The organism is Microbacterium salsuginis (assembly GCF_012524205.1).
Lineage (GTDB): Bacteria > Actinomycetota > Actinomycetes > Actinomycetales > Microbacteriaceae > Microbacterium > Microbacterium salsuginis.
This window is the reverse complement of sequence record NZ_JABACI010000001.1, coordinates 1,245,328-1,263,872: the sequence shown is the minus strand read 5'-3', so window position 1 is coordinate 1,263,872 and position 18,545 is coordinate 1,245,328. Positions and strand designations below refer to the sequence as shown.

The 18,545-nt window shown below is 69.6% G+C and carries 14 protein-coding genes; 8 read left to right on the top strand and 6 right to left on the bottom strand.

The window, feature by feature from the left end; genetic code table 11:
- Positions 1 to 20: 20 nt before the first annotated feature.
- Entirely contained in the window at positions 21 to 1,766 is a 1,746-nt protein-coding gene (locus tag HF576_RS06015; protein WP_343234175.1) for a molybdopterin-dependent oxidoreductase, read from the bottom strand.
- 149 nt (positions 1,767 to 1,915) lie between these two features.
- Between HF576_RS06015 and HF576_RS06010 the strand changes: the two genes are divergently transcribed.
- The 4 genes from HF576_RS06010 to HF576_RS05995 all read left to right on the top strand — a co-directional run bounded on the left by HF576_RS06010 (position 1,916) and on the right by HF576_RS05995 (position 5,682).
- On the top strand, positions 1,916 to 3,610 hold the full coding sequence (locus HF576_RS06010; protein ID WP_168911804.1) for a circularly permuted type 2 ATP-grasp protein: 1,695 nt from the start codon (positions 1,916 to 1,918) through the stop codon (positions 3,608 to 3,610).
- Positions 3,604 to 4,536: an alpha-E domain-containing protein gene (locus tag HF576_RS06005; RefSeq protein WP_168911803.1), complete on the top strand. Its 933-nt coding sequence runs from the start codon at positions 3,604 to 3,606 to the stop codon at positions 4,534 to 4,536. Before HF576_RS06010 ends, HF576_RS06005 begins: the two co-directional genes overlap by 7 nt.
- The gene (locus tag HF576_RS06000) at positions 4,533 to 5,378 is read left to right on the top strand and encodes a transglutaminase family protein (RefSeq protein WP_168911802.1); all 846 of its coding nucleotides are present in this window, start codon (positions 4,533 to 4,535) and stop codon (positions 5,376 to 5,378) included. The genes HF576_RS06005 and HF576_RS06000 overlap by 4 nt, the downstream gene beginning before the upstream one ends.
- Positions 5,379 to 5,535: 157 nt before the next feature.
- Positions 5,536 to 5,682, top strand: a complete 147-nt coding sequence (locus tag HF576_RS05995; RefSeq protein ID WP_168911801.1) for a hypothetical protein — start codon at positions 5,536 to 5,538, stop codon at positions 5,680 to 5,682.
- Between the two features lie 13 nt (positions 5,683 to 5,695).
- On the opposite strand, the gene HF576_RS05990 is transcribed toward HF576_RS05995, so the two are convergent.
- Positions 5,696 to 6,697 carry a substrate-binding domain-containing protein gene (locus HF576_RS05990; RefSeq protein WP_168911800.1) on the bottom strand — a complete coding sequence of 334 codons (1,002 nt, stop codon included), beginning with the start codon at positions 6,695 to 6,697 and terminating at the stop codon, positions 5,696 to 5,698.
- Between the two features lie 159 nt (positions 6,698 to 6,856).
- Between HF576_RS05990 and HF576_RS05985 the strand changes: the two genes are divergently transcribed.
- A complete protein-coding gene (locus tag HF576_RS05985; protein ID WP_168911799.1) occupies positions 6,857 to 8,254 on the top strand; it encodes a glycoside hydrolase family 5 protein in 1,398 nt (465 codons plus the stop codon).
- 36 nt (positions 8,255 to 8,290) lie between these two features.
- Here HF576_RS05985 and HF576_RS05980 read toward each other — a convergent pair whose 3' ends face one another.
- The gene (locus HF576_RS05980) at positions 8,291 to 9,940 is read right to left on the bottom strand and encodes an MGH1-like glycoside hydrolase domain-containing protein (protein WP_168911798.1); all 1,650 of its coding nucleotides are present in this window, start codon (positions 9,938 to 9,940) and stop codon (positions 8,291 to 8,293) included.
- Positions 9,941 to 10,054: 114 nt separating this feature from the next.
- Entirely contained in the window at positions 10,055 to 11,374 is a 1,320-nt protein-coding gene (locus HF576_RS05975; RefSeq protein ID WP_168911797.1) for an ABC transporter substrate-binding protein, read from the bottom strand.
- A 297-nt stretch (positions 11,375 to 11,671) separates the two neighbouring features.
- On the opposite strand from HF576_RS05975, the gene HF576_RS05970 reads away from it, so the two are divergent.
- The 3 genes from HF576_RS05970 to HF576_RS05960 are packed head-to-tail and all read left to right on the top strand — an operon-like array spanning position 11,672 to position 14,974.
- Positions 11,672 to 12,613 carry a carbohydrate ABC transporter permease gene (locus HF576_RS05970; RefSeq protein ID WP_425522978.1) on the top strand — a complete coding sequence of 314 codons (942 nt, stop codon included), beginning with the start codon at positions 11,672 to 11,674 and terminating at the stop codon, positions 12,611 to 12,613.
- 46 nt (positions 12,614 to 12,659) lie between these two features.
- Positions 12,660 to 13,571: a carbohydrate ABC transporter permease gene (locus tag HF576_RS05965; RefSeq protein ID WP_168911796.1), complete on the top strand. Its 912-nt coding sequence runs from the start codon at positions 12,660 to 12,662 to the stop codon at positions 13,569 to 13,571.
- A gap of 11 nt (positions 13,572 to 13,582) precedes the next feature.
- Entirely contained in the window at positions 13,583 to 14,974 is a 1,392-nt protein-coding gene (locus HF576_RS05960) for a Gfo/Idh/MocA family protein (RefSeq protein ID WP_168911795.1), read from the top strand.
- Here HF576_RS05960 and HF576_RS05955 read toward each other — a convergent pair.
- Both HF576_RS05955 and HF576_RS05950 read right to left on the bottom strand, forming a co-directional pair.
- A complete protein-coding gene (locus HF576_RS05955; protein ID WP_168911794.1) occupies positions 14,950 to 16,371 on the bottom strand; it encodes a rhamnulokinase in 1,422 nt (473 codons plus the stop codon). The two genes, HF576_RS05960 and HF576_RS05955, sit on opposite strands and share 25 nt — an antisense overlap.
- Positions 16,372 to 16,480: 109 nt before the next feature.
- Entirely contained in the window at positions 16,481 to 18,517 is a 2,037-nt protein-coding gene (locus HF576_RS05950) for a bifunctional aldolase/short-chain dehydrogenase (protein WP_168911793.1), read from the bottom strand.
- Positions 18,518 to 18,545: the final 28 nt, after the last annotated feature.

Below are 18,545 nucleotides of genomic sequence, written 5' to 3'. Positions count from 1 at the left end.
TTTGCCTGGTCGGACCAATGTCAGAACACTTCGACATGCCTCTCGTGCCAGCCGGTCGCTCCGTCCGGAGCGGGTGCCGCCCGCGTGGGCGCCTGACGCTCGCCGTCGCTGCTCGTCGCCCGGCAGCGGATCAGGTGCGCGCCCGCCTCGGCGGTCCACGGCATGCTCCATTGCACCCACGTGTCGTCCGAGATGGCGGTGGCCAGTGTCGCCTCCTGCCACGGCCCGTCGTCCACCTGCACCTCGACGCCGGCGACGCCGACCCCTTGGTGCCAGGCCACACCCGCGATCACCGTCTCGCCGGCGCTCAGACCCTGGGCCTTGCGGGGAACGTCGATGCGCGACTGCAGCTTGATGGGCCCACGCTCGGACCATCCGCGATCGGTCCAGTACGCCCGGGCGCGGTCGAAGCGGGTGACCTCGAGCTCGACCACCCATTTCGTCGCCGACACGTACCCGTAGAGGCCCGGAACGACCAGGCGCGCCGGGAAGCCATGCTCCAGCGGCAGCGGTTCGCCGTTCATCCCGACCGCGAGGACAGCGTCACGGGCGTCGGTGAGGGCCTCGAGAGGAGTGGATGCTGTGAACCCGTCGATCGACCGCGACAGCACCATGTCGGCGTCCGCGTCGGGCCGCGCCCGCGAGAGGAGCTCGCGCACCGGGTAGCCGAGCCACAGCGCGTTGCCGATGAGCGTGCCGCCGACCTCGTTCGACACGCACGCGAGGGTCGTCCAGCTCTCCTGCAGCGGAAGCGCGAGCAGCTCGTCCCACGTGAGCTCGAACTCTTCGGCGACCATGCCGTGCACGCGCAGCCGCCAGTCCGCCGGATCGACTTCGGGCACGATCAGCGCGGTGTCGATCCGGTAGAACCGGTCGTTCGGGGTCACCACACGCGCCAGCCCGGGAATCCCGAGCTCTGCCGTCGGCGGGACGGGGGATGCCTCGGTGGCCGCGGCCGGCAGCCGCAGCGCTCGCCGCGCCGCGGCCACGCCGGCCGATGCTGTGCTCCGGATGCCGCCGACCGCCGCCGCGAGGATACCGGCCACGGCGGCGGCTCCCGCCCATGCGAAGAACGCGCGACGGCTCGGCCGCGATCTCGGATCCGCTGCCGCGGCCCCGGGTTCGGACGCGCCGCCTGTGGCCTCGGCGGAGCGGGGTGTCGTGGCATCCGTCCGCTTCCGCGGATCCGGTTCCGAGGCGGGGCCCGTGTCGGCGGCGTCCGAGGTGACGCCGGTGGTCTTGACGGCGGCGGGCGTGACGGTGGCGGAGGTCGTGGTCGCGGTGCGTTGCAGCGATCGGGTGAGCAGCCACAGCGTCGTCGCGGCGACGGCGCCCGCCACGGCGGCCGGGGCCCACGCGAGCGGGCCGGCGGCGGGTCGCGTGGCCGCGATGACCGCCCCGCCGACGCCGAGGCCGGCGGCGACGATGACGCCCCACGGGGGCGTCCGCGCCTGCAGCCACCCTGCCAGTGCCGCCACGCCCAGCATGACGATGGCGATGCCCACTACGAGCGCGATCTTGTCGGCGGTGCCGAACAGCGCGATCGCGGCATCCTTCGCCCACGTCGGTGCGATGTCGATCAGGGCCGAGCCGATGGCAGCGACAGGACTGGATGCCGGAGCCAGAAGTCCGGCCGCCAGCTCACCGATCCCCGCCCCGAGCACGACAGCAGCCACCCCCGCGACCCACGTCAGGGGTGCCGCGATGCCGGACGAGGCCCGTGACGAGCGCTCGGCAGGAGCTCGTCGTCGCGCTGAGGCGGTCACATGTAGAGGCTACGCGCGCGCGGCGTCCGTGGCGGCGGCTACCGATGACGAAACGGTGACGCTCGGAGTGAGGAGTGATGCGCCCGGCGTCCGTCCGGCCATCGATGCCGGAAATCCCCCCGCAACACACCCCGCATTAGGCTCGTCGCATGGGTGATCTGTTCGACGGCTACGGCTCCACGCTGGCGCCGCGCAAGACCCCGTCGGGGATCCCCGCGTTCGACGAGATGTTCGGGGCGCCGGCCCATCCTGGCGCGGCGGCCGAATCGCGTGCCGCCTATCGGGAGCTCTACCAGGCCCTCGCGCAGATGACGCAGGAGGAGCTTCGGGGTCGCACCGATTCGCTCGCCAGCTCGTACCTGGCCCAGGGCGTCACGTTCGACTTCGCCGGCGAGGAACGACCCTTCCCGCTGGACGCCGTGCCCCGCGTGATCGCGTACGACGAGTGGTCGCGCATCGAGGCGGGCGTCAAGCAGCGGGTGCGCGCACTCGAGGCGTTCCTCGACGACGCGTATGGGCGCCAGCACTGCGTGCGCGACGAGGTGCTGCCGGCCCGGTTGATCTCGAGTTCGCAGTACTTCTACCGTCAGGCCGCCGGCATCCAGTCCGCCAACGGCGTGCGCATCCAGGTCTCGGGCATCGACCTGATCCGCGACGAGCACGGCGAGATGCGCGTGCTCGAAGACAACGTGCGCGTGCCGTCGGGCGTGAGCTACGTCATCTCGAACCGTCGTGTCATGGCGCAGACCCTCCCCGAGCTGTTCGTATCGATGCGCGTGCGGCCGGTCGGCGACTACCCCAACAAGCTGCTCGCCGCGCTGCGTGCTTCGGCGCCGGCCGGCATCGAAGACCCCAACGTCGTGGTGCTGACGCCCGGCGTGTACAACTCCGCCTACTTCGAGCACACGCTGCTGGCCCGCCTCATGGGCGTCGAGCTCGTCGAGGGCCGCGACCTGCTGTGCGTCGGCGGCAAGGTGTTCATGCGCACGACCCGCGGCCCGAAGCGGGTCGATGTGATCTACCGCCGGGTCGATGACGAGTTTCTCGATCCGCTGCAGTTCCGCGCCGATTCGATGCTCGGGGCGCCGGGCCTCATGCTGGCGGCCCGTCTGGGCAACGTCACCATCGCGAACGCGGTCGGCAACGGCGTGGCCGACGACAAGCTGCTTTACACCTACGTGCCCGAGCTGATCCGCTATTACCTGGCCGAGGAGCCGATCCTCAAGAACGTCGACACGTGGCGGCTCGAAGACCCCGGTGCGCTCGAAGAGGTGCTCGACCGCCTCGACGAGCTCGTGGTCAAGCCTGTGGACGGCTCGGGTGGCAAGGGGCTGGTGGTGGGGCCGGATGCCTCGCCCGCAGAACTCGAGAGGCTCCGCCAGCGACTGCTCGCGGATCCGCGCGGCTGGATCGCGCAGCCGGTGGTCATGCTGTCGACGATCCCGACCCTCGTCGAGGACGGCATGCGACCGCGGCACGCCGACCTGCGCCCGTTCGCCGTCAACGACGGCGAGGACGTGTGGGTGCTTCCCGGCGGGCTGACCCGCGTTGCACTTCCCGAGGGGCAGCTGGTGGTCAACTCCAGCCAGGGCGGCGGCTCGAAGGACACGTGGGTCATCGGCGGATCCGCACCCGCACACGTCGAATACGGGCAGGGTCAGGGCGTGTCGGGGCTGGTCGCCGACCAGGCCGCGACCGTGACCGCCGCCATCCCGATCGTCTACGACGCCCAGTCCGAGCCGACGCACTCGCCCCACGACGGGCCGCGCACGCCGGTCGAGCAGGCCGAGCAGCAGCAGCAAGCACAGCGTTCGCCCCGAGCCGCCGAGGACACCTCATGCTGAGCCGGATCGCGGAGTCGCTGTTCTGGATCGGGCGCTACATCGAGCGCAGCGACGGCACCGCCCGCATCCTCGACGTGCACCTGCAGCTGCTGCTCGAAGACCCGTGGATCGACGAGGACACCGCGTGCCGGTCGCTGCTGAGCGTCATGGGCTCGCTGCCGCCCGAGGGCGTCGACCAGGTGCGTCGCGAAGACGTGCTTTCGCGACTGGCGGTGGACCGTATGAACCCGTCGAGCATCGCGTACGCCCTCACCGCAGCGCGAGAGAATGCCCGCCGGGCACGCGAGATCGTCTCGACCGAGTTGTGGGAGACCCTCAACACCACGAACGCCCGGATGCCGCGGCGCCTGCAGAACGACCGCGTGCACGAGTTCTTCCAATGGGTGCGGGAGCGGGCGGCGCTCGCGGTCGGCATCGTGGACTCGTCGACGAGTCGTGACGAGGCGTGGCAGTTCTTCACGCTCGGACGCAGCATCGAGCGCGCCGACATGACAGCCCGTCTGCTGGCGACGCGATCCCTGACCGAGGTGTCCGGCCCCTCCTGGACGACCATCCTGCGGTCTTGCGGCGCGTACGAGGCGTATCTGCGGACGTACCGCGGCATGCCGAGCGCACGCAACGCGGCGGAGTTCCTGCTGCTGGACCGGCTGTTCCCGCGCTCGATCATCTACTCGATCCAGCGCGCCGAAGAGTGCATGAGCGCGATCGATCCGCGCGCCGACCGAGTCGGGCACTCCAACACCGTGCTGCGCGCGCTCGGGCAGATCCGCAACGACCTCGAGTACCGGCCGATCTCCGAGATCCTGAACGAGCTTCCCCAGCACATGCAGCGCGTGCAGACCGTCACCCGCGAGGCATCGGAGGCGATCCGCGGCCGCTTCTTCCCGACGCAGGCCGAGCCCAGCTGGATCGGAGAGATCTCATGAAACGCCTCCGCATCGAGCATCAGACGGGGTTCTCGTACCAGGGCGACGCGACCGCGTCGTACAACGAGGCGCGGATGCTCCCGGTCTCGACCGACAGCCAGTTCGTGCTCAACGCCTCACTCGACATCGAGCCGTCGACGTCGGTGAACCAGTACGTCGACTACTTCGGCACACGTGTCTCCGCCTTCGACGTGCTCTCGCCCCACTCCGCGCTCACGATCACGGCGCGGTCCCTGGTCGAGGTGAGGCCGCGGCCCCTTGAGCACATCGACCTGTCGTGGGACGCCCTGGCCCGCGAGGCGAGCCGCTCGATCGAGACCGTCGAGCAGCTGACGCAGACCGGCCGCACCCGCCCGCATCCCGAGGTCGCAGAACTCGCGCGTGCGATCGCCTCGCAGCACGACCGGCCCGGCCCGGCCGCCCACGCGATCGCGGTGGCCGTCGGCGACGCCGTCGAGTACATGCACGGCATCACCGGCGTGCACTCCACAGCGAGCGAGGCATGGGAGGCACGCAAGGGCGTATGTCAGGACATCGCCCACATCACTCTCGGCGCCCTGCGGGAGGTCGGCATCCCGGCCCGTTACGTCTCGGGATACCTCCACCCGCGTCCGTCGGCAGAGGTCGGCGTCGCGGTGACCGGCGAGTCGCACGCGTGGGTCGAATGGTTCGCGGGGGAGTGGCAGGGCTTCGATCCGACGAACAACATCGAGATCGGCGACCGGCACGTCCTGGTCGGCCGCGGCCGCGACTACAGCGATGTGCCGCCGCTGCGCGGGGTATACGCCGGCCCGTTCAAGAGCAGCCTCCACGTGAAGGTCACGATCACGCGCGAGGCCTGACTGCCGATCCGGAAATCGGACAATCCGCCCATTCCCGGATCGTCCGCGGCAAGAGCATCCGGAAAGAACGCACATCTCCGGTTCTCGGATGGCCGCGCGGCGAGACAGGGCGACCGGGCATCTGTCGCGGATGACGCGATCGATCTACGGTGGGGTCATGGACGAGCGCCGAGCCGAAGACCAGCCTGTCGAGGCCGACAACCCGACCGGCGGCGACGAGACGACCGAGGATCAGCTCGAGGCCGACAATCCGGTCGAGGAGGACACCCTCAAGACGCTGGACCCCGACAGCCCGCCCGCCTGAGCGGGCCCGGGCGTCACTCGCGCGGTGCCGCCGTCGAGCGGCGCACCTCGAGCCGCGGCTGGAAGACGACGTCGTGCTCGGGGGTCGAGCCCTCGATGAGCGACCGCATCCGTCCCCACGCCAGCGCACCGAGAACCTCGTGCGGCACCGACGCCGTCGTGAGCGACGGCGACATGAAGCGGGCGAAGGGGATGTCGTCGAATCCCGTGACCGACATGTCGTCGGGCACGCTGACGCCCCGCTCGACGAGCCCGTGGACGAGGCCGACCGCGACCAGGTCGTTGAACGCGAGGGCGGCGGTGGCGCGCGTGCGCAGCAGCGCGCCCACGGCGGCAAGACCGTGCTCGCTCCCGGCGCCGCCGGGCACGCGCTCGACCGTGACGCCCTTGACCGACTCCTGGAAGTCGGCGAGGCCACGCAGCCGCTTCTCGTTGGCGACTCCGGCGGGGCCCTCGACGTACGCGAGTCGGCGATGCCCGAGCGAGTACAGATGTCGGGCGAGCGCCTCGAAGCCGCCGCGCGAATCGACCGACAGAGTCGGGGCGGTGACCGACGAGCTCGAGCGGTTCATCAGCACGACAGGGCCGAGCGTCTCGGTGGCGCGCACGAGCGCGTCTTCGGCCATGCGCGGCGCGCACAGCACGAGTGCGTCGCATCGTCGGCGGATCTCGGCTGCGAGAAGCGGTTCATCATCGGCCGACTCGGCGGAGTCGGCGACCAGCACGCGGTAGCCCTCCTCACCGGCGGCCTTGCTCAGCCCCGACAGCACTGCCTGGAAAGAGGGGTTGGCGAGGTCGGGCACGAGGAAGCCGATGGCGTTCGTCTGCCCGAGCGCGAAGCTGCGCGCCAGGTGGTTCGGCGAGTAGTCGAGTTCGCGAGCGGATGCCCGCACCCGTTCGGCGATCTTGGGCTCGCCCAGGAAGCGGTCGTTCATGACCCGCGACACGGTGGCCGGTGAGACGCCGGCATGCTGCGCGACCTCGGCGATCGTCGTCGCCCTGGTGCGTCTGACCACGCGTGCCCCTTTCCCGTTGCGGACGATTCCGTTCGCCACATCCGCGTCACCATCCTATGGGTGCGAAACCGCTTTCAGCCGTAATCACGACGATACAGACGACGAACGAGCACCGATGCTCGGTCATCGGAGAAAGCGATTTCTTGTATCGTGAGGTCCATGAGCGATCTCAACTTCCTCACCGTCCGCGGAACCTCGCTGGCAGATGCGGCCGGCCGGCCGATCCGCCTGACCGGCGTCGGCCTCGGGGGCTGGATGAACATGGAGAACTTCATCACCGGCTATCCCGGCAACGAAGAGGCGATCCGTCGCCTGATGCGGGGCCGCATGGGGCGCGAGGCGTACGACGCGTTCTTCGAGGCGTTCATGACGGACTTCTTCGACGAGGCGGATGCTGCGCACCTGGCCTCGCTCGGACTCAACAGCGTGCGCATCCCGTTCAACTACCGGCATTTCGAAGACGACGCCGCGCCGTTCCAGCTCAAGGAGGAGGGCTTCGCACGTCTGGACCGGGTCGTGAGCCTGCTCGCCCGCCACGGCATCTACTCGATCCTCGACCTGCATGCCCTCCCGGGCCGGCAGAACCAGCACTGGCACAGCGACAACCCGACCCACGTCGCGGACTTCTGGAACCAGCGGCACTTCCAGGATCGGGTCGTGCATCTGTGGGAGGCGCTCGCCGACCGGTTCAAGGACCGGCCCGAGGTCGCCGGCTACAACCCGATCAACGAGCCGAGTGATCCGACCGGGGACGTGCTGCCCCTCTTCTACGAGCGCCTCGAGCGCGCGATCCGCGCCATCGATCCGAAGCACGTGCTGTTCCTCGACGGCAACCGGTATTCGACCGACTTCTCGTTCCTCGACGGGCGGCCCGAGCCGATGGAGAACACCGTCTACACCGCCCACGACTACGCGCTGCCGGGCATCACGAGTGCGACCGCGTACCCCGGTGTGACGCGCGGAGAGTACTTCGATCGCGCCGTCGTGGAGCAGACGTTCCTGCGTCGCACGGAGTACATGCGGCGCACCGGCACGCCGATCTGGATCGGCGAGTTCGGACCGGTGTACTCCGCCGATCGGTCGCAGGATCCCTGGCGCCTGCGCCTGCTGCAGGATCAGCTCGAGATCTACCGCGAGCACGGCGCGAGCTGGGCGCTGTGGACGTATAAGGACATCGGGTTGCAGGGGCTCATGACGGTTTCGCCCGAGAGCCCCTACCTCGGTCTCATCGGCGATCTCGTCGAGAAGAAGCAGCGTCTCGGCGTGGATTCGTGGGGCGGATCGGATGCCGGCATCCGCGAGGTGCTCGACCCCATCGAGGCGATCTTCGACCGAGAGTTCCCGGGCTACTCGCCGTATCCGTGGGGCCGGCAGCCGCACATCGCCGTGCTGGTGCGGCACATCCTGCTGGCCGAGCCGCTGGCCGAGCAGTTCGCCGACCGCTTCGGCGGCATCGACCCCGAGCGGGCGCGCGAGCTGGCCGCATCCTTCCGTTACGACGCGTGCGACGAGCGAGCTGGGCTCTCGGGGGTGCTGCGCGCGCACCTGCGCGAATGAGGCTGCGCGTCGGCGGTCCGCGTCGTCGGGGCGGGTTCAGTACTGCGGCGGAGTGAATCCGGACGAAACGCGCTCGAAGAGGCGACCCGAGTCCAGGGCGGCCACGTCGTTGGGTCCGAGCGAGAGGGCCAGGCTCGCGGCATCCGTCCGCAGTTCGCCCGTGACCGTGGCGGGCGACAGCCCCACCACTCTCGTGAGGGAGCCGGTGGCGTCGGCGACCACGCGCCAGCCTCGCGGAAACTCCAGCCACCGCTCGCCGTCGCGGTACACGTGGACGCTGGTGTCGTCAGCCGCGAGTTCATAGCGCGTGCCGCGGACCGCGCGCGCCGCCGCAACGGCGAGTGCCGACTGCCCGTGCTCGAGCCGCGTCGGCGCGAGGCCGCTGAACCAGATCTCCCCGTCGGGACGGGGGAGGATGCCGCAGTCGCGCTCGAGGGCGTCGAGGAGCCAGAGCATCGCCGGTGAGTACTTCTCGGTGTAGCCGGCATCGCCCGACCACGGGTCGAGGCACTGCGGAAAGCGGTCGTGGCCGGCGACGGCGCCGAGCACGCTGCGGTGCACGAGCGCGAGCTCGGCGACGCGTCCGTGCGCTTCGAACGCGTGCGCGGCGCGCACGAGAGTGAGGAAATTCACCGGCCCCGCCCACGAGTTGCGCGTGTGATCGCCGTCGAAGCGCGGATCGTCCATCGCGATCGAGGTGAAACCGGCCTGCGACAGGAAGCGGCGGGTGTTCATGAGGTGGCGCTCGAGCGCCTGCGCGAAGAGCCCGTCGTCGCCGATCTCGCACGCGAGCACCCGCAGCAGCACATCGGAGTTCAGCCGAAGATGCGACCCGTCGGGAAGCCGGTCGTAGAACAGTCCGTCGGACTCGTGGAAGCACTGCGCGAAGAGGGCGGAGCGGGATGCGGCGGCCTTCGCGCGCCACGGCTCAGGCCCCTCGCCGAGCTCGGCCGCGATGAGCGCGAGATAGGAGCGCTGCGCCGCGACGTTCGCCGTCAGATCGGGGGCGATGAACGGCAGGCGGGGCACCTCGGCGTCGTAGCGGGCCGCATCGCCCTCGAAGCAGCGATCCGGAATGTGCCAGAACCGCGGAGAGAGATCGTGTCCGGTGTCGAAGGTGCAGAACGCCTCGACGGCGCCGGTGCGCCGGGTGTCGCGGTGCTCGGCGAGCCACGCGTCGTTGCGCGCCATCGCCTCGTACATGCGGGCGAGATAGTCGTGGTCGGGTTCGCCGCCGGCCCTGGTGAGCAGGTAGTGGTTCCATACGCCGCGCGCGAGCGGCGTGACGGTCTGGATCTGCGAGTACGCCGGGCCGGCGTCGGTCACCTTGTACGGCAGCAGGCCATCGGCACGCTGATGCTCGGCGAAGAGCAGATGGGTCGTGCGCGTGACCGAAGGCGCGAACCGGTCGAGCAGCTCGGCGCTGATGCTCGCGGTGCTTTCGAGCCATGCGCCGTGGTAGACGCCACCCTCGTGCAGCGCCGGGGCGCCGAGCATCGGGTGCACGCAGCCGGCCAGCTCTGCGAGGGCGCGATGCCAGCGTTCCTCCAGGCCGCCGCCGATCGCTGCGAACGCCACGCCCTGGCGCTCGAGATCATCGTGCAGCGGATGCCCGGCGGCGACGCCCACACGCGAGAGCGGGTCGCTCGCGCGCAGCCGGGCGAGCGCGTCGTCGATCGCGGTCATGTGTGCCTCCGTCGTGCCGGTCCACCGGGGTGCATCGCCGGGCGTCGGTGCGCCCCGCGTCGCCAGTGTGGGCGGCCCCGCAACGCGGAGCCGCCCACGATCATGGTCCTTCGATCAGTCTGACGCCAGGGACGCCGACAGCTCGTCGACCCACTGCTGAGCGCCGTCGGCCACCGAGGTGTTGCCGAAGAGGATGTCGGATTCGATGCGCTGCGACAGCTCGTTGAGGATCGCACCGCCGGCCGGCTGGGGCGGGGCGACGACACCCACGTCGAGCACCGTCTGCAGGTACTCGGCAGCCTGCGCGTCCGCCGGTGCGAGCAGCGGCTCGACGACCGCGAGCGTGTCGGGATTGAACGGCAGTCCGCGGTTGGCGAGGATGATCTCCGCCGCCTCGGGCTGGTTCAGGAGCCAGTCCACGAGCAGAGCGGCCGCTTCGGGATGCTCGGTGCCCGACGCGATCGACCAGAACTGCGAGGGCAGCACGGCCACTCCCGACAGGTCCGTCGAGGTCGGCGGGGTGAGGATCTCGACCTCGCCACCGGCACCGGCAGCGTACGTGGCGATCTGGTTGCTATAGGCGAAGCTCATGGCTGCCCGGCCGGTGCCGAAGAGAGTGAGGTCGGGCGTGACGTTCCAGTGCTCGACGATCACCGACGGGTCGGGCAGGCCGCCGCCGGCGACGAGCTCCTCCTCCATCTCGTACCAGGACTGGATCGTCTCGGCATCGACCGCCAGCTCGCCGTCCCAGTCGTAGATGCCGGTCTCGACGTACTGGGCGACATAGGTGCCGAGGATGTCCTGGATCCGCAGATCCAGTCCCACGATGCCGTCCCCCGCGTTCGCCGAGATCTCGTCGGCGATCTCGACGAAGTCCTCCCACGTCCACGAGCTGTCGGGCAGTTCGACGCCGGCCTGCTCGAAGATGGCGGGGTTGACGAGAACGCCGATGGCGTTGCCTCCCGTCGGCAGACCATAGAGAGTGTCGTCGACGATCGCGTTGGTCAGCGTGAAATCGGGGTAGTTGTCGGTGGGCAGCTGTTCGCTCACCGTCGAGAGGTCCAGGAGAGCGCCGGCGGCGCCGTACTCCTGCGGCTTCGCGCCGCCGAGCGCGAAGACGTCGGGCGCGGTGCCCGATGCGAAGTCGGTCGCCAGACGGTTGAAGAGGTCGTCAGGGGCGCCGACCGGCTCCTCCACGACCGTGATGTTCGGGTACTCCTCCTCGAAGAGGTCGATGGCCTCGGCCATGATCGCCGAGCGCTCGTCGTTGCCCCACCACGCGATGTGGAGCTCGATCTCCTCGTCGGGGTCGAACCCCTCGGAGGAGGACGGCGGGGTCTGGCCGCCGGCCGCGCAGCCCGCCAGTGCGAGCGTCGCGACAAGGGTCGTTCCGAGGGCGGCACGCACCCTGGCTGATCGTGCATAACGCGTCATTGCGCCTCTTTCGTCTCGTGTCGGGTGCCCACCGGAACCGGCGGCACGTCGCCTCGAACGCAGGACTCGTCGAGACTCGGTATGAAACCGCTTTCTCGGAAAGTAGCAAAGCGTGCCGAGCGTGTCAATTGTTGTTGTGGCCTCGTTATCAACGCGATGACCGTTCCGGCGTCGGGCGGGTGCGCCGTGAATTGGCGGATGCTGGGCTGTTTGACGCGAGCGCGATCTTCAGGTGATACTGACCCGAGGTGAAAGCGGTTTCTCTGCCGTGGCCACCCTCGTGACAAGGAGGTCTCCGTGAGCAGCATCGGCGAGTTGCGCCAGATCGCCATCCAGGCGCGGCGCACGAAGGGCGGGGTGCGTTCGAAGAATCCCGACAACAAGGCGGGCTATCTCTTCCTCGCGCCATGGCTGGTGGGCCTGGTCGTGTTCACGATCGGCCCGATGATCGCTTCGCTCTTCCTCGCGTTCACGGACTACAACCTGCTGCAGCCGCCGCAGTTCTCGGGCTTCGACAACATCGCGGAGATGGCCGGCGACGCCCGGCTGTGGAACTCGCTGCGCGTGACCCTCACGTATGTGATCGTGTCGGTGCCGCTCCAGCTGGCACTGGCGCTCGCCGTGGCCGTGCTGCTGGATCGCGGCATGCGCGGACTGGCGTTCTACCGGTCGATCTTCTACCTGCCGAGCCTCCTCGGCGGGTCGGTCGCCATCGCCATCCTGTGGCGCCAGGTCTTCGGCAAGGACGGCATCGTCAACGAGTTCCTCGCGTGGTTCGGAATCGAGGGTCCCGGATGGATCTCGCATCCCGACTACGCCCTGGCGACGATCATCATCCTGCACGTATGGACGTTCGGGTCGCCGATGGTCATCTTCCTGGCGGGGCTGCGCCAGATCCCCGACATGTACTACGAGGCCGCGCAGGTCGACGGCGCCGGTCGCGTGCGGCGGTTCTTCTCGATCACGATGCCGCTGCTGACGCCGATCATCTTCTTCAACCTGGTGCTGCAGATCATCTTCGCGTTCCAGTCGTTCACGCAGGCCTACATCGTCTCGGGCGGCACCGGCGGGCCGTCCGACTCGACGATGTTCTTCACGCTGTACCTCTACAAAGAGGCATTCACCGAATTGAACATGGGCTACGCGTCGGCGATGGCGTGGTTCCTGCTCATCGTGATCGCCGGCTTCACCGCGTTCAACTTCTGGCTCTCGAAGTTCTGGGTCTTCTATGACGACTGAACTGCAGCCGACAGCATCCGCCGCACTTCCCGAAGGACGTTCCGCCATGACCGCACTCGAAGAAGCCCCGACCCCCGTCGCGCCGCCACCCGTCGACGAGTACGAGCGACGCCGACGTCGCCACCGTCGCGCCGACGCCGTGCGCTCGCTGTTCAAGCACGCGGGACTGATCGTGCTCTCGCTGCTCATGATCTACCCGCTCATCTGGCTGGTGGTGTCCTCGCTCAAGCCCAACAGCGAGATCTTCACCGACCTCGGCATCTTCACCACCGACCTGACGATCGAGAACTACGTCCACGGGTGGACGTCGCAGCAGCTGCCGTTCGGGCACTTCCTGATGAACTCGACGATCCTCGTGATCGGCGCCATCATCGGCAACCTCGTCTCGTGCTCGCTCGCGGCCTACGCGTTCGCACGCTTGAAGTTCTGGGGACGCAACGCGTGGTTCGCCGTCATGCTCGGCACGATCATGCTGCCGTTCCACGTGGTGCTGGTGCCGCAGTTCATCATCTTCCGCGAGCTGGGCTGGCTCGAGACCTTCCTGCCGCTCATCGTCCCCAAGTTCCTGGCCATGGACGCGTTCTTCATCTTCCTGATGGTGCAGTTCATCCGCGGCCTGCCGAAGGAGATCTTCGAGGCCGCGCGCATCGACGGGGCAGGACACGTGCGCATCTTCGGGCAGGTGACGCTGCCGCTCATGGTTCCCGCCCTCGCGACGACGGCGATCTTCACGTTCATCTGGACCTGGGGTGATTTCTTCGGCCCGCTGATCTATCTGCGCACGCGTGAGAACTTCCCGGTGTCGGTGGCGCTCAAGGGCTTCATCGATGCGCAGTCGTCGTCGAACTACGGCGCGATGTTCGCGATGTCGGTCGTCTCGCTCATCCCCCTCTTCCTCGCGTTCCTGCTCGGCCAGCGCTATCTGGTCAAGGGCTTCGCGACCACCGGCATCAAGTGAGCAGGCATCTCATGAGCAACGACGGGCCTACGCGACGAACCCGCTACGCGATCGTCGGCACGGGCAGCCGCGCCGAGATGTACCTCGACGCGATCACGGGGCCGCATGCCGGCGTGGCAGAGCTGGCGGCCTGGTCCGACACGAACGAGGGCCGGCTGGACTGGTACGACGCGCGACTGCGTGCACGCGATGTCGCGTCGCCCGCCCGCTTCGCACCGGCGGAGCTGGGCGAGGCGATCGCCCGGCACGGCATCGACCGCGTGATCGTGACCTCTCCGGACTGGACACATGATCGCCACGTCGTCGCGGCGCTCGAGGCCGGGGCGGACGCGGTCGTCGAGAAGCCGCTCACGACGACGGCCGACGGCGTATGCGCGATCGCGGATGCCGCGGCCCGTACCGGCCGCGAGGTCACGGTCACCTTCAACTATCGCTATTCGCCGCGCAACTCCGCGCTCAAGCGGGTGGTGAGCTCGGGCGAGATCGGCGAGGTCACCTCGGTGCATTTCGAGTGGGTGCTCGACACGTCGCACGGAGCGGACTACTTCCGCCGCTGGCACCGCGACAAGGACCGCTCCGGGGGTCTGCTCATCCACAAGGCCTCGCACCATTTCGACCTGGTCAACTGGTGGCTCGGCGACACCCCCACGCGCGTCTTCGCCAGCGGCGGGCTGCGCTTCTACGGCGCCGAGAACGCCGCCCGGCGCGGACTCGGACCGCGTCCGGCGCGCGGCTCCGACGACTCGCCGCTGCGCGACGCCTTCAGCCTCGACCTGCGCGACGACCCGCAGCTGCGGGGGCTCTATCTCGAGCAGGAGGCGTACGACGGCTATCTGCGCGACCGCGACGTCTTCGACGCCGGCATCACGATCGAAGACAACCTGTCGCTCGTCGTGGACTACGCCGCCGGCGCGTCGATGTCGTACGCGCTCAACGCCCACTCGCCATGGGAGGGGTACACCGTCGCGATCAACGGGACCCGGGGCCGGGCCGAGCTCACCGTGGTGGAACGCGGCGAGGTGCTGCTGGCAGCATCCGGTCGTCCTACCGCCATCGTCGACCCCAGCGCCCGACCCGACCACGTCGACGGCGGCGCCGGACGGCCGGTCGGGGAGTGGCTGGTGGTGCAGAACCACTTCGGTCGTGCCCGGCAGGTGCCGATCCCGGCGGGCGACGGCGGCCACGGCGGCGGCGACGCGCGCCTGCTCGCCGAGGTCTTCCGCGGTGTGGGCGAGGACCCGCTGGGGCACGCCGCAACATGGCGCGACGGCGTCGCCGCCGTCGCAGTCGGACTGGCGGGCAACCGGTCGCTCGAGACGGGGAACGCCGTGCGCGTGAGCGAGCTCTCGCTCGGGATCGAACTCGGCGCCCCGCCTGCTCAGCTGTCGGTGCGGGGCTCGTAGCGCACGGGGGCGGTGGCGCCCGCGACCACGCGACGGAGGTCCTCGAGGGTCGCATCGGGGCCGAACCAGCCGTGAGCGCGTGCCTGCACGAGCACGTTGCCGAGCGCCGTGGCCTCGACCGGACCGGCGAGCACCGGCAGCCCGGAGCGGTCGGCCGTCGCCTGGCACAGCAGGCGGTTCAGCGCGCCGCCGCCGACGATGTGGATCACGTCGATGTCGCGAGCGGTGAGCCGCCCCGCCGTGGCGACGGCATCCGCGAACGCCTGCGCGATGCTCTCGACGATCGCGCGAGCGAACGCCGGCCGCGACGCGGGCACCTTCGCACCCGACTCTTCGATGACGGCCGCGATGCGTGCGGGCATGTCGCCGGGAGCGGCCAGGCGGCTGTCGTTGGCGTCGAACAGGGGAATGTCGCCCACTGCAGCGGCGGCATCCAGCAGCTCGGGAAGATCGATCGGCGCGCCGTCCTCTGCCTCCCACGTGCGCACGGACTCGCTCAGCAGCCACAGCCCGGTCACGTTGTGCAGGAACCTCACGCGACCGTCGACGCCGCCCTCGTTGGTGAAGTTCGCCTCGCGCGCCGCGTCGGTCACGACGGGCTCGTCGAGCTCGACGCCCACCAGGCCCCACGTGCCGCACGAGATGTACGCGGCGTCGGCAGAGCTCAGCGGCACGGCGACGACCGCCGAGGCGGTGTCGTGAGACCCGACGGCGATCACGTCGAGCGCGGCGCCGACGCGCTCTCGCGCCTCGCCGCGCAGCGTCCCGAGCCGGGTGCCGGGATCGGCGAGCGGAGGCAGGGCGGATGAGGGGACCCCGAGCCGCTCTGCGAGCTCGCGGTCCCATTCCCCGCTGCCGACATCGACGAGACCGGTGGTGGAGGCGTTCGTACGCTCGGCCACCCGTGCTCCGGTCAGCAGGAACGTCACCAGATCGGGGATGAGGAGGGCGATCTCGGCATCGGCCAGACGCCTGTCGACGGCGTACTGGTAGAGCGTGTTGAACGGCAGGAACTGCAGCCCGTTGCGGCGGTAGAGCTCCTCGAACGGCACCTTCGCGTGCACCGCCTCGACCCCGCGCGCGGTGCGGTCGTCGCGGTAGTGGAACGGCTCCGCGAGCAGCTCGTCGCCGTGCACGAGGCCGTAGTCGACCGCCCACGAGTCGATGCCGATGCTCGCGATCCCCGGTTCCCGGCGCACGGCCTCGGCCAGCCCGTCGATGACGTGACGGTACAGCGCCGTGAAGTCCCAGTGCAGCCCGTCCGGCCCCGCGACGGGACCGTTCGGGAATCGCGCCACCTGCTCGAGCCGCAGCATCCCGTCGTCGACGTAGCCGAGCATGACGCGACCGCTCGTCGCCCCGAGGTCGACCGCCGCGACAACGCCGCCCGACGTCATCGCCGGGCTCCTTGCGTTTCGCCTCGCTCGTTCCTCGCTCGCTCGACGGCCGAGTCCTGTTCCCGGTCGCTGAGTGAGCGAAGCGACACGAAACGCGCCGAACCGCCGGTCATCGCAGGAAGGCGGCTGCGACGCCGGAGTCCACGGGAATGTGCAGACCGGTCGTGCGCGAGAGCTCGGGGCCGGTCAGCACGTAGACCGCGTCGGCGACGTTCTCGGGCACGACCTCGCGCTTGAGGATGGTGCGGTTGGCGTAGAACTGGCCGAGGTCCTCTTCCTTGACGCCATACGTCGCGGCGCGGTTCGCACCCCAGCCCGAGGCGAAGATGCCCGAGCCGCGCACGACGCCGTCGGGGTTGATGCCGTTCACGCGCACGCCGTGCTCGCCGAGCTCGACCGCGAGCAGACGCACCTGATGGGCCTGGTCGGCCTTGGTCGCCGAGTACGCGATGTTGTTCGGTCCGGCGAAGACGGAGTTCTTCGACGAGATGTAGACGACGTCGCCGCCCATGCCCTGCTCGATGAGCGCCTTCGCGGCGGCCTTGGCCACCAGGAACGAGCCCTTCGCCATGACGTCGTGCTGCAGGTCCCAGTCCTTCTCGGTGGTCTCCAGCAGCGGCTTGGACAGCGACAGCCCGGCGTTGTTGACCACGAGGTCGATGCCGCCGAACGCGAGCACGGTGGCGTCGATCGCGGCCTGCACGCCCTCGGCGTCGGCGACGTTCGCGGCCACCCCGATCGCGACATCCGTGCCGCCCAGCTCCGCCGCGGCGGCCTGCGCCTTCTCGAGGTCGAGGTCGGCCACGACGACGCACGCGCCCTCGGCGGCGAGGCGGGTTGCGATGGCCTTGCCGATTCCGGATGCCGCGCCCGTGACGAACGCGATGCGGCCCTGGTGCGACTTCGGCTTGGGCATGCGCTGCAGCTTGGCCTCTTCCAGCGCCCAGTACTCGATGCGGAACTTCTCGGCATCCGAGATGGGGGAGTACGTCGACAGCGCTTCGGCGCCGCGCATCACGTTGATCGCGTTGACGTAGAACTCGCCGGCGACGCGCGCGGTCTGCTTGTTCGCACCGTACGAGAACATGCCCACGCCGGGGACGAGGACGATGAGCGGGTCGGCACCGCGGATGGCCGGGCTGTCGGCGGTCGAGTGGGCGTCGTAGTACGCCTGGTAGTCGGCGCGGTACTGCTCGTGCAGCTCCTTGAGGCGGGCGACGGATGCCTCGACCGTCGCGTCCGCGGCAAGGTCGAGGATCAGCGGCTTGACCTTGGTGCGCAGGAAGTGGTCGGGGCAGCTCGTGCCGAGCTCGGCCAGGGCGGGTGCCTTCTCGGACGCGAGGAAGTCCAGCACCTCGGTGGAGTCGGTGAAGTGGCCGACCATCGGCTTGTCGGTCGACGCGAGGCCGCGGATGGTCGGCGCCAGAGCCGCCGCCTTGGCCCGACGCTCGGCCTCGGGCAGGGCCTCGAAACCGGCGCGGACACCGCCGAACGGGTCGGCCTTGCCGTTGCTCGCGATGTAAGCGGCGGCGGTCTCGATGATCCACAGCGAGTTCTGCTCGGACTCCTCGGACGTGTCGCCCCACGCGGTGATGCCGTGGCCGCCCAGGATGCAGCCGATGGCCTGCGGGTTCTGCGCCTTGATCTCGGCGATGTCCAGGCCCAGCTGGAAGCCGGGGCGACGCCACGGCACCCACACGACCTTGTCTCCGAAGATCTTGGTCGTGAGCTCCTCGCCGTCGGCGGCGGTGGCGATCGCGATGCCCGAGTCGGGATGCAGGTGGTCCACGTGCGCGGCGTCGACGAGGCCGTGCATCGCGGTGTCGATCGAGGGGGCCGCACCGCCCTTGCCGTGCAGGCAGTAGTCGAACGCGGCGACCATCTCGTCCTCGCGTTCGACGCCGGGGTACACGTTCACGAGGGCGCGCATGCGGTCGAGGCGCAGCACCGCGAGTCCCTCGGGCTTGAGAGTGCCCAGGTCGCCACCCGAGCCCTTGACCCACAGCAGCTCGACGGGCTCACCCGTGACCGGGTCGGTGTCGGTGCCCTTGGCCGACGTGTTGCCGCCGGCGTAGTTGGTGTTCTTCGGGTCGGCGCCGAGGCGGTTCGACCGCGCGATCAGCTGGTCGACAGTCTCGTTCGTCATGGTGTCGTTCCTTCGTATCGGATCCGTG

What these genes read in the sequence shown, in the direction of transcription:
- HF576_RS06010 (WP_168911804.1), top strand. Translation starts at nt 1,916, where the DNA reads ATGGGTGATCTGTTCGACGGCTACGGCTCCACGCTGGCGCCGCGCAAG.
- HF576_RS06005 (WP_168911803.1), top strand. Translation starts at nt 3,604, where the DNA reads ATGCTGAGCCGGATCGCGGAGTCGCTGTTCTGGATCGGGCGCTACATC.
- HF576_RS06000 (WP_168911802.1), top strand. Translation starts at nt 4,533, where the DNA reads ATGAAACGCCTCCGCATCGAGCATCAGACGGGGTTCTCGTACCAGGGC.
- HF576_RS05995 (WP_168911801.1), top strand. Translation starts at nt 5,536, where the DNA reads ATGGACGAGCGCCGAGCCGAAGACCAGCCTGTCGAGGCCGACAACCCG.
- HF576_RS05985 (WP_168911799.1), top strand. Translation starts at nt 6,857, where the DNA reads ATGAGCGATCTCAACTTCCTCACCGTCCGCGGAACCTCGCTGGCAGAT.
- HF576_RS05980 (WP_168911798.1), bottom strand. Translation starts at nt 9,940, where the DNA reads ATGACCGCGATCGACGACGCGCTCGCCCGGCTGCGCGCGAGCGACCCG.
- HF576_RS05975 (WP_168911797.1), bottom strand. Translation starts at nt 11,374, where the DNA reads ATGACGCGTTATGCACGATCAGCCAGGGTGCGTGCCGCCCTCGGAACG.
- HF576_RS05965 (WP_168911796.1), top strand. Translation starts at nt 12,660, where the DNA reads ATGACCGCACTCGAAGAAGCCCCGACCCCCGTCGCGCCGCCACCCGTC.
- HF576_RS05960 (WP_168911795.1), top strand. Translation starts at nt 13,583, where the DNA reads ATGAGCAACGACGGGCCTACGCGACGAACCCGCTACGCGATCGTCGGC.
- HF576_RS05955 (WP_168911794.1), bottom strand. Translation starts at nt 16,371, where the DNA reads ATGACGTCGGGCGGCGTTGTCGCGGCGGTCGACCTCGGGGCGACGAGC.
- HF576_RS05950 (WP_168911793.1), bottom strand. Translation starts at nt 18,517, where the DNA reads ATGACGAACGAGACTGTCGACCAGCTGATCGCGCGGTCGAACCGCCTC.